Origin of the sequence: Streptomyces sp. NPDC050422 (assembly GCF_044458665.1) — a bacterium.
Classification (GTDB): Bacteria; Actinomycetota; Actinomycetes; order Streptomycetales; family Streptomycetaceae; genus Streptomyces.
The window spans coordinates 20,972-34,197 of the sequence record NZ_JBITIE010000001.1 but is presented as its reverse complement, the minus strand read 5'-3'; the positions used below and the strand labels follow the sequence as shown (position 1 = coordinate 34,197).

The following is a 13,226-nucleotide window of genomic DNA, read 5'->3' as shown; positions in this document are numbered from 1 at the left end:
GGCACAGTGTGTGTCTGATGCTTCGGACGCCGCGTACGTCATGCGCCGCCCGGAGCAGGTCCAGGTGCCGGCCCGCAGCCGATCCTCGGATCAGCGGGGCCGACGGGTGCCGCTCAGTCGGCGGCGACGGCGGGAACGGGGACCTCAAGGGTCTCGCCGGTCCCGCATCCTTGTACGGGAGGCCGCCGCTCGCGGAGTTCCACGATGGCGGCCTCGAAGTCTTCGAGGCTGTCGAACGCCCGGTAGACGGACGCGAACCGCAGGTACGCGACGAGGTCGAGTTCCTGCAGGGGGCCGAGGATGGCCAGACCCACGTCGTGAGTGGTCAGCTCGGCACTGCCGGTGGCGCGCACCGCCTCCTCGACCCGCTGGCCGAGTTTGGCGAGGGCGTCCTCGGTGACCGGCCGCCCCTGGCACGCCTTGCGCACGCCGGAGATGACCTTGGTACGGCTGAAGGGCTCGGTGACACCGCTGCGCTTGACCACCATGAGCGAGCAGGTCTCCACCGTCGTGAAACGGCGGGAGCAGTCGGGGCACTGGCGACGCCGGCGGATCGAGGTCCCGTCGTCGGTGGTGCGACTGTCGACGACCCGGCTGTCGGGGTGCCTGCAGAAGGGGCAGTGCATGGCTCCCAACCCTCCTTCACAAGCACGACTGAATAGCCTCTTCAGGCCCGGTGACGGGCCTTCGAAGCGGTCTCAAGCATAGGCGATGACCACACCCCCGATGGACGGGGACCACAACTTCTGGGTGGCTGTAGCAATCCAACCACTAGATCTTGGGTTTGGTCGCGCATTTGGCCCTAGCGCGTGTCGCGCATGGCGGGCGGCCGGAAGGCAGCGTACGACCGACCAAGAGGGTACGGGAAGGGGAGGGCGCCCCGCGTACGGGGCGACCACCTCCGGGCCGCGCGAACGACGGTCCGGCCACCCTCTCGGTCGCCGCCCGCGACACGGACGGCAACCCCGCGCGCCCGCGCCGCGGGCGCGGACGGTAGCGTAATGGTCCGAATTGCCGGTCGGTCCGCAGGCGTGGGCCGAGGTCCGGCCGACGGCGGAACGCCTCTCCCGGCTCCGCTCATACACCCGGCGCTGAACACGTGGCAGACTTTTATTCGTTTTTCACTCGAACGTGTGTTTGGCGCAACCTTTCGAAAGCTACTACCGTTGTGCAGCTAGGGAGACCATTCGAGAGGGGCCGACGTGACCACCACCGCAGACAGTGCCATCATCACTGCCCAGGACCGCTCCCAGAGCCGACTCGAGCCGGTGCATGCCATGAATGACTCAGGCACGAACACGGAGGGTCCGGAGCCCGCGCGCCCAGCGCGCTCGCTGCCCGGACGACCTCCTGGAATCCGGGCGGACAGCTCGGGGCTCACCGACCGGCAGCGGCGCGTGATCGAGGTCATCCGGGACTCCGTACAGCGGCGGGGATACCCGCCGTCGATGCGGGAGATCGGGCAGGCGGTGGGCCTTTCCAGCACGTCCTCCGTCGCACACCAGCTGATGGCCCTGGAGCGCAAGGGCTTCCTTCGCCGCGACCCCCACCGCCCCCGGGCGTACGAGGTGCGCGGCTCGGACCAGCCCAGCACGCAGCCCACGGACACCACCGGGAAGCCCGCGGCGTCGTACGTGCCGCTGGTGGGCCGGATCGCGGCCGGTGGGCCGATCCTCGCCGAGGAGTCGGTCGAGGACGTGTTCCCCCTCCCCCGCCAGCTGGTCGGGGACGGAGAGCTCTTCGTGCTGAAGGTCGTCGGTGACTCGATGATCGAAGCCGCGATCTGTGACGGGGACTGGGTCACCGTGCGACGCCAGCCCGTGGCGGAGAACGGCGACATCGTGGCGGCCATGCTGGACGGCGAGGCCACGGTCAAGCGCTTCAAGCGCGAGGACGGCCATGTGTGGCTGCTCCCGCACAACTCCGCGTACCAGCCGATCCCCGGCGACGAGGCGACGATCCTCGGCAAGGTCGTGGCGGTGCTGCGGCGGGTGTGAAGCACCGCCACTGTCCCGCAGGGCCCCTGGATCCGCAGTACGGATCCAGGGGCCCTAGCCATGTCTCCATGGCCTCGCGGGCCTACTTCGCATCGGCCTTGGCCGCCGCGTCGATCGCGGCGAGCGAGCGGCGGGCCTGGTTCGGGTCGGTGGTGTACCAGAAGTCGGGGAGCGAGGCGCGGAGATAGCTGCCGTACCTGGCATTGGCCAGGCGCGGGTCGAGCACCGCGACGACTCCCTTGTCCCCGGTGGCGCGGACCAGACGGCCGGCGCCCTGGGCCATCAGCAGGGCCGCGTGCGTGGCGGCCACGGCCATGAAGCCGTTGCCCCCAGCCTCCTCGACAGCCTTCTGCCGCGCGCTCATCAGCGGATCGTCGGGCCGAGGGAACGGAATCCGGTCCATGATCACCAGCTGGCAGCTCGCGCCGGGGACATCGACGCCCTGCCAGAGCGAGAGCGTGCCGAACAGACACGTCTCGGGGTCGGCCGCGAAGTTCTTGATCAGCTCCCCCAGGGTCTCCTCGCCCTGGAGCAGGATCGGCTTCTCCAGCCGGCCCCGCAGCTCCTCGGCGGCCGCCTGGGCCGCCCGCATGGAGGAGAACAGCCCGAGCGTGCGCCCGCCCGCGGCCTCCACCAGCTCGGCGAGCTCGTCGAGCATGTCGGTGCGGGAACCCTCCCGGCCGGGGGTCGCCAGATGCCGGGCGACATACAGGATCCCCTGCTTCGGGTAGTCGAAGGGCGAGCCGACGTCGAGGCCCTTCCACTGCGGGACGTCATCACCCGCGGTGCCCTCCGGGGAGAGGCCGAGGGAGGCCCCCACCCCGTTGAAGTCCCCACCGAGCTTGAGGGTGGCCGAGGTGAGGACCACGGAGCGGTCGGCGAAGAGCTTCTCCCGCAGCAGCCCGGAGACCGAGAGCGGGGCTACCCGCACGGAGGCGCCGAAGCGGTCGTGGCGCTCGAACCAGACGACGTCGTACTCGGAGCCCTGCGTGATGCGTTCGGCGACGCCGTGGATCGACTCGACCGCGGCCAGCGCCTGCTTGCGGACCGCGTCCTCGTCCTGGACGGACTTGTCGCGGGTGGAGCCGATTGCGGTGATCACCGTACGGGCGGCGTCGCGCAGCGCCATCAGCGCATACCCGAGGTCCTCCGGGACCTCCTCAAGCCGGCCGGGCAGTGCCAGCTCCATCACCCGCTCGAAGCCCTCCGAAGCCGTCTGCAGGGCGTCGGCCGCCTTCTCGTTGACCAGCTTCGCCGCGCGGCGCACCGCGCGGTTGACCTGGCCGGGGGTGAGCTCGCCGGTGGCCACCCCGGTGACCCGGGAGACCAGCTCATGGGCCTCGTCGACGATCAGCACCTCGTGGCTCGGGAGCACCGGGGCGCCCTCGATGGCGTCGATGGCCAGGAGCGCGTGGTTCGTCACCACCACGTCGGCGAGCTTGGCGCGCTCGCGGGCCTGCTCGGCGAAGCACTCGGCACCGTACGCGCACTTGGTGGCGCCCAGGCACTCCCGTGAGGAGACGGAGATCTGCGCCCAGGCCTTGTCCGAGACGCCGGGGGTGAGGTCGTCCCGGTCGCCCGTCTCCGTCTCGTCCGCCCAGTCCCGCATGCGCAGCAGGTCCTGGCCCAGCTTGCTCGACGGGGCAGCCGCCTCGAACTGGTCGAAGAGCCCCTCTTCCTCCTCCTGCGGCACGCCCTCGTGGAGGCGGTGCAGACAGAGGTAGTTCGACCGGCCCTTGAGCATGGCGAACTGCGGGCGGCGTCGCAGCAGCGGATGCAGGGCGTCGACCGTACGCGGAAGATCACGCTCCACGAGCTGCCGCTGGAGGGCCAGGGTCGCCGTGGCCACCACGACGCGCTCGCCGTGTGCCAGCGCGGGCACCAGATAGCCGAGCGATTTGCCCGTGCCGGTGCCCGCCTGCACGAGCAGGTGGGAATGGTCGTCCACGGCCTCGGCGACAGCGTCGGCCATGGCGGCCTGACCGGGTCGCTCCGTACCGCCTACGGCGGTCACGGCGGCGTGCAGGAGCTCGGGGAGGGATGGCTTCGTCATAGCCGGACCAGCCTACGGGGCGCCACTGACAACAACGGTCACTCCCGGACTCATGCGGAGGGGTGGAGCGGATTGGCCACCGTGCCGTGGACCGCCGCGTGCGGCCGCTCGGGCCGGTCGCGGTAGCCGTCCAGATGCAGGCGGTTGCGGTTCAGACAGAGGCGTTCGATGCGGGGCGTCAGCATGTCGAACATCTCGAACCGCTCCTTCAGCTCCGGGAAGCGGGCGTGGTGGCGCAGGATCTCCGCCCGGACGAGTGACCAGAATTCGCTCTCCGGGACGCCGAGCTGTTCCTCGCAGAGCGGGGACAGGAAGCGGAAGACCCCGGTGAAGAGCCCGGAGTGGATGAACTGGGTGAGGAAGGCGGGCTCCTCGGTGAGCAGGACACGCCGCACGTCCGGTGGCATGGTGTCGTGCTCGGGCAGCGGCCGGGCGCTGACGTTCACGTCGTCGACGAAGTCCTTGATCGCCAGGCGCACCGGGACGTCGTGCTCGTCGAAGACGACGATGGCGTTCTCGCCGTGCGGGGAGAAGACGGTGCCGTAGCGGTACAGGAAGTGCAGCAGCGGCGGGAGCAGCGCGGCGAAGAGCCGGGTGAGCCAGATCGTCGGCGTGAGACCGGAGCGGGCGACCAGCTCGGCGGTGAAGGCGCGGCCCTTCGGGTCGGTGTGCAACAGCGAGGCGAGTGTGCGGGCGCGCTCACCGGGGGCCAGGCGCGGCAGGAGCGGCTCGCGCCAGATCGCTCCGAGGATCTCCTTGAACTGGTACGGCGTCTCGGGGAGGTGGTCGTAGAGGGGATGCTCGACCGTGACCGAGGCGACCTCGCCGAGGAGGATGACGCCGCAGGTGTCGCGCAGGAACGGGTCGTTGTCGCGCATTCCCTGCACCCAGCTGGTGACGGCGGGAGCGGCGAGAGTGCGTTCGGTCGGCAGGCCCCGCCAGACCAGAGTGTTGAGGATGGACAGCGGGAGCTTGACCGTGTGCCGGTCGGGCCGTGCCAGGTTGGCGAAGGTGCGGATGGACTGCTGCGGCAGCCGCAGGTCCGGGTCGGCGTGCAGGGGGACGATGTCGCCGGCGGCGATGGCCGGGGCGAACAGGGGCACGATCCACTCGTCCCACTGCCAGGGGTGGACGGGCAGGCAGTAGTAGCCGTCCGGGTCGAGGCCGCGACCGCGCAGGGCCGCGGCGAAGGACTCGCGGACCGCGGGGTCCAGCTCCTGGGCGTAGAGCCGGCCGGGGTCGGCGAGCGCGTTCACGCCCCGGTAGGCGGCGATCCGGGAGGACACGGCGATCCACGGCAGCGTGACCGGTGTGCGGGCCTCGGGGGTGAAGCGGGCCGCGTCGGTGGCGGAGAAGCCGAGCCGCCCCTTGTTGGCGACGATCCAGGGGTGGCCCGTCTGGTGGCCTTCGAGCTCGGCGTAGTCGAGTTCGGCCAGCTCGGCGGCGCTGAGCGCCCCGTGGTCGAGGCGGGCGTCGGCGGTGAGCGTGGTGGTGAGTTCCCGGACCAGATGGCCGAGGGTGGCGCCGTCGAGCCCGAGGAGGCGGCGGGCACGGGCGAGGAACAGCAGCGGATCGCGGAAGGGGACGCTGCCCGCGACCGGGCCCCGCCGGTCCGGCGCCCCTCCCCCTGCCTCGCTCTCGGCCCCGGCGGCCGCGTCCGCCTCCGTCGCCGCGCTGCTCGCCTCACGGATCGAGTCGGGCGCCACGCGCCAGCTCCCGTAGACGCCCCGCCGGGCCGTGAAGCCGAGGCTGCCGCCGTCGTCGAGCACGAGGGTGTACGTATCGCCACCGGCGGATCGCGGAACGGGCCGGACGACTTCCTCGTAGGCGAATTCGCCGAGCATCTTGGCGAGCATCCGGGCGGCGGCCCGGTCCCAGACCGCGCGGTTCAGTTCCGGGGTGCTGAGCAGCGTGGGCGTCTGGGCTGCGTCACTGCTCGGGGGATATTTCGGCACGGGGACTCCTCGGGAGGGAACCGACGGGGTTCGAGCGATGGGGGCAGGACAGCGGATCGTTCACAGCTGGGCACGGTGGGCTCGGTCACGGACCATCAGCGCGGCCCGCTTCTCCGGGAGTTCGACCTCGGCGGAGTAGCGGAATCCGGCACGCAGGAACGCGGAGACGGATGGGGTGTTACGGAGGTCCGGCTCGGCGACGACCCGTGTGCACCGGGGGCGGTTGTCGAGGACGAGGTCGGAGACGGCCCTGAGCAGGGTGCTCCCGATCCCGTGGCCCCGCTGGTCCACGTCGCCGATGAGGAGGTGGATCCCGGTGTCGTGCGGCCGGACCGGGCAGTGCCGGGCCAGGGGGTCCAGGTCGGCCCGGTAGATCTCCCAGTAGCTCATCGGGACGCCGGAGAGCACTCCCAGACAGGGAACACTGCGGCCGTCGCCGTCGAGTTGGGGCATCAGGTGCCGGGCGGTGACGGTCTCGGCTCCGGCAAGTTCCCAGAAGGCCGCGACGGCGGGGTCGTTCATCCAGCCGCTGATCACGGCGAGGTCGCGCTCCAGCCGCACGGGGACGAGCTGGAACACGCCGGCCGGGGTCGTGACGGGCTTCCACTCCGCGGGCCCGTCGAGCAGACCGGAGTCCGCCGGTCCGTACCCGTACGCCGGGGCCTCCTCGCTCAGGAGGGCGAGCAGTTCGGCGGTGATCCGCAGGTCCAGCGTGTCCTCGGGGCCCGGCCCGGCCTGGCGGGCGGGCCCGGGGTCGGTGGGCGCATCGGCGGGAGGCACGGTGACGCTCTCCTCTCTCGACGGTTGGGCGTCCCGGCTGGGACGGGGTGGTTTCCTCAGCCGCACAGGGGGTTGGTGATGGTGACGTACACGGACTGGGTGTCCACTGGTCCGACGAGCTCGTCGAGGCCGCGCAGGCGCGTGAGCATGTTGGCCTTGCAGCGCAGACGGGGGGTTTCCAGCAACTGTGCGGGGAGCGGGGAGCCGAGTGCGGCGGCCGATCCGAGGAACCGCCGGAAGGCGGCCAGGAGCACCTGTTCGTCGGCGAGCTGCTGGGCGCCGAACGCCCCGATCAGTCCGAACACGTTGTTGATGCCGAGGTAGTACGCGAAGCGTTCGTCGGTGACGGCGTCGGAGACGAAGGTGTCGCTGACCGCTCCGATGCCGGGGAGCCTGCGGTCGAGAGCGGCGCGGTGGGACTCGCGGAAGTAGTAGCCCTGATTGTCGCGGTAGCGGCCGCCGACCGGCCAGCCCTCGGCGTCGAGCAGCACCAGGGTGTTCTGCTGGTGTGCTTCGAGGGCGACCCCCGCGTGGCCGTCGAGCCAGAGCACCGGTTGCACCACGCGGTCCAGGTAGCGCAGGAACCACTCGGCGGCGACGGCGGTCGTGGTCCGCCCGGTGGCGGCGCCGAGGCGGCGGACGATGTCGGCGAGGCGGGACCGCATGCCCGCCCGGTCGGGCCAGGGGCGCGGCGCGGTGAGCCCGGCGATGCAGACCGCGTCGTCGTAGCGGTCGAAGGGGTTGTGGCGCAGCATCACGTCGAGGCCGGGGATGTGTTCGCCCTCGGGGGTGTCGACCGCGAGCCATGCGGGGTCGCGGACGATGTCGAATCCGGGGTGGACCGCGTGCCACTGCCGGGCGAGTCCGGTGCGCAGCAGCCGGTGGACCTCGACGCCCCGGTGGAGTTCCTTGCGGAGGTTCTCCCGGCGGGAGTTGGTGATGCGCACGCCGAGGGAGAGCTTCAGCATGAGGTCGACTCCCGGCCGCCCGACGGTGCGCACCGAGGAGGTGGGGTGCCAGCGTTCGCCGTAGGGACCGAGGTCGTGCAGCAGGCCGGAGTCGGCGAGGGCCGCGACTTCGGGCCGCATGGCCAGTTCGCGGGCCTGCCAGGGGTGGAGCGGGATCGGTGCGGTGCGTGCGGGAAGCCGGAGGCCCTCGGCGTGGCGGGTCACGAGTTCCACGGCCGGGACCGGCCGGCCGTGGTCGGTCCAGGCGGAGTCGGTGGCCAGTACGGACCGGTCGACGGCCATCCAGTGGAGCGGGAAGGAACCGTGCGACTCGGGCGAGTAGAGGCGGGACTCGGAGTCGGAGAGGCCCTCCCTGCTCTTGGGCGAGGGGTGGAGCGGGTGGCCGAGGAGGAGTGACTGCTCCGCGGTCAGGAAGAGGTCCGCCTCGGCGGGTGCAGCGGGCCGGCGCCGTTGCCCGGCGATGAATCCGGCGGTCCGGCGTACCGAGTCGGCCACCCTGGCGACCATGTCGGCGCCCTCGTTGTGGTCGGCCTCGCGCCCCAGGAGTGCGGCGACGGTGACGGCATCGGCGGTCGGCGCGCCCTCGGGTGCCTGTTCCAGGAGAGGCGGACCGAAGCGGTGCCAGCCGGTAGCGGACCAGTGGCGGACGGGGACGAGCAGGGCGGTGCCGCTGGCGGGGAGCGGGATGCGGAGGGTCTCCCCTTCCGGGCGGGGCAGGTCGCATTCGCGGACCCAGCAGCGCAGCAGGTTCTCGATGCCCGCCACGTCGGCGGCGCGGAGCGGGTCCGGGTGGTCCAGGGGGTCGGGTGCCGGTTCGGGGCGGGCAGTCGCCGTGTGGGCGTGCCACTGACCGTGCGGCACCTCCTTCTGGCGCGGCACGGTCGACGCCTCCACGGCGAGGGGGCCGGAGGTTCCGGCCTCTCCCCGGTGGTTGCTGGAGGGAGGGCCGTCGGCCTCGGGCGCGGGGGTGGGGTTCACGGCGGTCTTTCCTGTGATGGTTTCCGGGGTCAGCGGATCGACCCGGTCACGGTCCGTCGGTGCGGTGAGCGCTCGGCGGCTGCCAGGGCGTCGGCGAGGCGGTCGACGACCGCCGTCGCCTGTTCGTCGGTGAGCGTGAGGGGTGGGAGCAGGCGTACGACCGTGGAGTGACGGCCGCCGAGTTCGACGATGAGTCCGCGGCGCAGGCACTCCTGCTGGACGGCCGTGGCGAGGACCGGGTCCGGTGGTGCCTCGCCGCCCGCGCCCACCGGGGCGGCCTCGGGGTCGACGAGTTCGACGCCGATCATCAGGCCCCTCCCGCGGACGTCGCCGATGCACGGGTGGTGGGTGGCCAGGGACCGCAGGCTCGCCAGCATCCGGGCGCCGAGGTCGGCGGCGCGCTCGGCGAGCCGGTTCTCCCGTACGTGGGCGAGGGTGGCGGTGCCGGCGGCCATGGCGAGCTGGTTGCCGCGGAAGGTGCCTGCGTGGGCACCTGGCTGCCAGGTGTCGAGTTCGGAGCGGTAGACGATCACGGCGAGCGGGAGGGAGCCTCCGATGGCCTTGGAGAGCACCATCACGTCGGGCACGATGCCGCTGTGCTCGACGGCCCAGAAGGCACCGGTCCGGCCGACGCCGGTCTGCACCTCGTCGGCGATCAGGGGGATGGACCGGGACGCGGTGATCTCCCGCATCCGGCGCATCCAGCCGTCGGGGGCGGGGTTGACCCCGCCTTCGCCCTGGACGGGTTCGACGATCATTCCGGCCGGTGCGGGTGTTCCGCTCTTGGGGTCGTCCAGCACGCTCTCGGTCCAGCGCGCGGCGAGTTCCGCACCCTGCTCGCCGCCGGTGCCGAAGGGGCAGCGGTAGTCCTGCGGGAACGGAAGCCGGGTCACCCGTACGTCCTCGGCACCGCCTGATGCGGCGAGGGCGCCCGCCGTCATGCCGTGGTACGCGCCGGTGAAGGCGAGCAGGCCGCTGCGCCCGGTGGCGGCGCGTACCAGCGTGAACGCCGCCTCGACCGCGTCGGTGCCGGCCGGCCCGCAGAACTGGATCCGGGCGTCGTCGGCGAACTCCCGCGGCAGGGTGGCGAACAGCTCGGTGGTGAAGGCGTCCTTGACCGGCGTGGCCAGGTCCAGCACGTGCAGGGGCGCACCGGAGTCGAGGACCTTCTTGATCGCCTCCAGGACGACGGGGTGGTTGTGCCCGAGAGCCAGAGTCCCTGCCCCGGACAGGCAGTCGAGATAGCGCCGCCCGTCCGCCCCTTCGATGGTCAGCCCGCGGGCCCGTACCGGCACGATCGGCAGCGACCGCGCATAGGTGCGGGCGGCCGATTCACGCAGCGACTGGCGGCGCAGGATGCCTTCGTGGGGCGCTGGGTCCTGTCCGGAGTTCCCCCGCGGCGTCGCGGCGTCCGCGCTGGAACTCCGGACGGGACCCAGTGGTGGTGCCGGAGCTGGTTCGGTCACGGCCACGGCTGTTGATCCTCCCGCTGTAACAGTTGCGTTGCACGTCAGCACGATTCCGCAAGGACGGACTGCGGGGGTGAACGCTGTCTCCGTGTCCCCCGTACGTACCAACGACGCCGGGCGCGGCGGATCACGGGTATATCCGAAGATCCTTGCGGGCCTGAACCAGGGCCCTGCCGCACGCCGTCGACGGCCGCACCGGCATAGTGGGGGACCGTGCCGTGGCTCCGGGACAACCTCCCGGCAGCTCGGCCTGCCCGGAAAGACAGGCGGACGGCCGTCCGTCGGAGCCGGTCCGTGTGCGGTTCAGCAGTGCGCACGTGCAGTACAGAAGCGTTGGGTTACGAAGTCCCAGGGGGATCACCAGATGCGACTCATTCGACCAGGATTCACCGCACGCCGCGGGGGGAACGCTCGCCGCACCCCTTCCACCGTGCTCGCCACAGCGGCGGTCACCGCCGTCCTCGCCCTCACCGCGACGGCCTGCGGGCCGAGCGAGGACGACGCGAGCACCGAGCCGAGCAGCAGTTCCGCGGGCCAGACGTCGGACAACAAGATCACCATTCCGGATGATCTGAAGGACCGGCTCAAGGAACACGGGATCGACCTCGACCAGTGGAAGAGCGGCGAGTGGAAGAACTGGGACAAGGACAAGTGGCTGCGTGAGGCCAAGGACTACATCAACCCCGTCATCGAGGGCCTCTGGGACCCGGACCGGATGCGGGACGCCGACAAGGCGCCCGAGCAGCCGGTCGACAACGACATCTCCGGCGACGAGGGCGTGACGGACCCGACACCCGCCCCGGTCCGGGCCGTTGGCGTACAGACGCCCTACCACGACAACGCCGCCGAGTCCGGGAAGCTGTTCTTCGACGGCCCCGAGGGTTCGATGGTCTGCTCGGCAACCGTGGTGAAGGACCCGGCGCACCCGGGGAAGTCCAACATGGTGTGGACGGCGGGCCACTGTGTGCACGCGGGCAAGAAGGGCGGCTGGTACCGCAACATCGCCTTCGTGCCGTCGTACAACAACAGCGGGCTGTCGACCGACGAGCTGCGGAACGACCCGCCCAAGGAGAAGGTCGCCCCGTACGGCGTGTGGTGGGGTTCGTGGGCGCAGACCTCCGAGCAGTGGATCGACCAGGGCGCCTCGGCCGGCGGCCTGGGTGCCCCGTACGACTTCGCCGTGCTGCACGTGACGCCGGAGAAGGGCTCTTCGGGCAAGTCCCTGGAGGAGACGGTCGGTTCGGCGCTGCCGGTCGAGTTCAACGCCCCGGCGGTGCCCAAGATCGCCGACATGACGGCCACCGGCTTCCCGGCCGCTCCGCCGTACGACGGCCAGAAGCTCTTCCAGTGCAAGGACAAGCCGGGCCGGATCTCGCTCACCAAGGACGACCCGACGATGTACCGCATCGGCTGCTCGATGACCGGCGGTTCCTCCGGTGGCGGCTGGGTCGCGGCAGGGCAGGACGGCAAGCCCGCACTGGTCTCCAACACCTCGATCGGACCGGTGACGGCCGGCTGGCTGGCCGGGCCCCGACTCGGCAAGGAAGCCAAGGGCGTCTACGACTCCGTCAGCAAGAAGTACGCGGGTCAGTAAGCACGGACCGCCGTCCGCCCGGGTGTGGACGACGGCATATCAGGGGCCTTCGGCGGAACAACACCTTCCGCCGGGGGCCCCTGGACCTCCCGGCATCGCTCACCGCAGGCGGCCTGCCCCTTCGGTGGCAACGGACACCTTCCGGGCCGCCATAGGGTGGTGCCCGCACATCACCGACAGCCGGTCAGTCCGGCATCCGGCATGACAGGCTCATGCCATTAAAGGGTTTCAGGGGGAATCTTTTTCATGCGATCCATACGCCCGCTGCTCACCGCGACCGGCCTCGTCGCCGTCCTCGCGCTGACGGCGACGGCCTGCGGTCCGAGCGAGGAAGCGGCGGCCGACAAGCCCGCCGCCACCGCGTCCGCCGACGGCAACGACTCCGGCGGCCTGCCCGCCGATCTGGCCGACACCCTGAAGAAGCACGGTGTCGACCTGGACAAGTGGAAGAGCGGCGAGTGGAAGGACTGGGACAAGGACAAGTGGCTGCATGAGGCCAAGGACTTCGTCAACCCGGTCATCGACGGACTGTGGAAGCCCGACCGGATGAAGGCGGCGAAGGACCCGGCCAAGACGATGTCGGCCGGGGACCTCTCCGGCGGCCAGGGCGTCAGCGACCCGGAGCCGGAGCCGGTCACGGCCGAGCGCGAGAAGACGCCGTACCACGACTACGCGGCCCCGGTAGGCAAGGTGTTCTTCGACTCCCCCGAGGGCACCATGGTCTGCTCGGGCACCGTCGTCAAGGACCCGAAGAACCCGGGCAGGTCCAACCTCGTGTGGACGGCCGGCCACTGCGTCCACGCCGGCGCGAAAGGCGGCTGGTACCGCAACATCGTCTTCGTACCGGCCTACAACGACAAGGGCAAGGACGCCGCGGCGCTGAAGAACGCGCAGCCGCAGGAGGTCGCCCCGTACGGCGCCTACTGGGCGGACTGGGCCAGCACCTCCGGCGAGTGGCTGGCCGACGGCGGTCCCACCGGCGGCGAAGGCGCTCCGTACGACTACGCGGTCCTGCACGTGAAGCCGGAGCACGGCACCAAGTCCCTGGAGGAGACCGTCGGCAACGCGCTGCCGGTCGACTTCGACGTCCCCGAGGCGGCGTCGAGCAACCCGATGGGCGCCTGGGGATACCCTGCCGCACCCCCGTACGACGGCCTGATCATGCACAAGTGCGTCGACCTTCCCGGGCGGCTCTCCATCAGCCCCGGCACCCCCACGATGTACCGCATCGGCTGCACGATGACCGGCGGCTCGTCCGGTGGCGGCTGGTTCAGCGAGACCACCGACGGCAAGCTGGCCCTCGTCTCCAACACCTCCATCGGCCCCGCGACAGCGGGCTGGCTGGCCGGACCGCACCTGGGTGAGGGCGCGCAGCAGATCTTCACGATGATGAGCGAGAAGTTCGGAGCCCGGTAGCACCCGCGCCCGGTCA

9 protein-coding genes are annotated in these 13,226 nt (G+C 71.3%); 3 read left to right on the top strand and 6 right to left on the bottom strand.

The genetic code is table 11. The features are described 5' to 3' along the window. Nucleotides 1-113 precede the first annotated feature (113 nt). Nucleotides 114-626: a transcriptional regulator NrdR gene (nrdR, locus tag ACIBJG_RS00145; protein WP_148021323.1), complete on the bottom strand. Its 513-nt coding sequence runs from the start codon at nt 624-626 to the stop codon at nt 114-116. A 576-nt stretch (nt 627-1,202) separates the two neighbouring features. Between nrdR and lexA the strand changes: the two genes are divergently transcribed. Further along, a complete protein-coding gene (gene lexA / locus ACIBJG_RS00140) occupies nt 1,203-1,997 on the top strand; it encodes a transcriptional repressor LexA (protein ID WP_326657450.1) in 795 nt (264 codons plus the stop codon). 82 nt (nt 1,998-2,079) lie between these two features. Here lexA and ACIBJG_RS00135 read toward each other — a convergent pair whose 3' ends face one another. Genes ACIBJG_RS00135 through ACIBJG_RS00115 form a run of 5 tightly spaced genes read right to left on the bottom strand, consistent with a single transcriptional unit; the run spans nt 2,080 to nt 10,203 of the window. Further along, on the bottom strand, nt 2,080-4,050 hold the full coding sequence (locus ACIBJG_RS00135) for an ATP-dependent DNA helicase (protein ID WP_399302270.1): 1,971 nt from the start codon (nt 4,048-4,050) through the stop codon (nt 2,080-2,082). Nucleotides 4,051-4,100: 50 nt separating this feature from the next. After that, nucleotides 4,101-6,005, bottom strand: a complete 1,905-nt coding sequence (locus ACIBJG_RS00130) for an IucA/IucC family protein (protein WP_399302269.1) — start codon at nt 6,003-6,005, stop codon at nt 4,101-4,103. Between the two features lie 60 nt (nt 6,006-6,065). Beyond that, nucleotides 6,066-6,785, bottom strand: a complete 720-nt coding sequence (locus ACIBJG_RS00125) for a GNAT family N-acetyltransferase (protein ID WP_399302267.1) — start codon at nt 6,783-6,785, stop codon at nt 6,066-6,068. Between the two features lie 56 nt (nt 6,786-6,841). Further along, complete coding sequence (locus tag ACIBJG_RS00120; protein ID WP_399302265.1) at nt 6,842-8,731, bottom strand: IucA/IucC family protein; 1,890 nt, start codon at nt 8,729-8,731, stop codon at nt 6,842-6,844. 29 nt (nt 8,732-8,760) lie between these two features. Then, nucleotides 8,761-10,203: a diaminobutyrate--2-oxoglutarate transaminase family protein gene (locus ACIBJG_RS00115; protein ID WP_399302263.1), complete on the bottom strand. Its 1,443-nt coding sequence runs from the start codon at nt 10,201-10,203 to the stop codon at nt 8,761-8,763. 361 nt (nt 10,204-10,564) lie between these two features. Here ACIBJG_RS00115 and ACIBJG_RS00110 point away from each other — a divergent pair, with 361 nt between their 5' ends. Beyond that, entirely contained in the window at nt 10,565-11,794 is a 1,230-nt protein-coding gene (locus ACIBJG_RS00110; protein WP_399302261.1) for a trypsin-like serine peptidase, read from the top strand. 246 nt (nt 11,795-12,040) lie between these two features. Further along, complete coding sequence (locus tag ACIBJG_RS00105; protein ID WP_399302259.1) at nt 12,041-13,210, top strand: trypsin-like serine peptidase; 1,170 nt, start codon at nt 12,041-12,043, stop codon at nt 13,208-13,210. Nucleotides 13,211-13,226 lie beyond the last annotated feature (16 nt).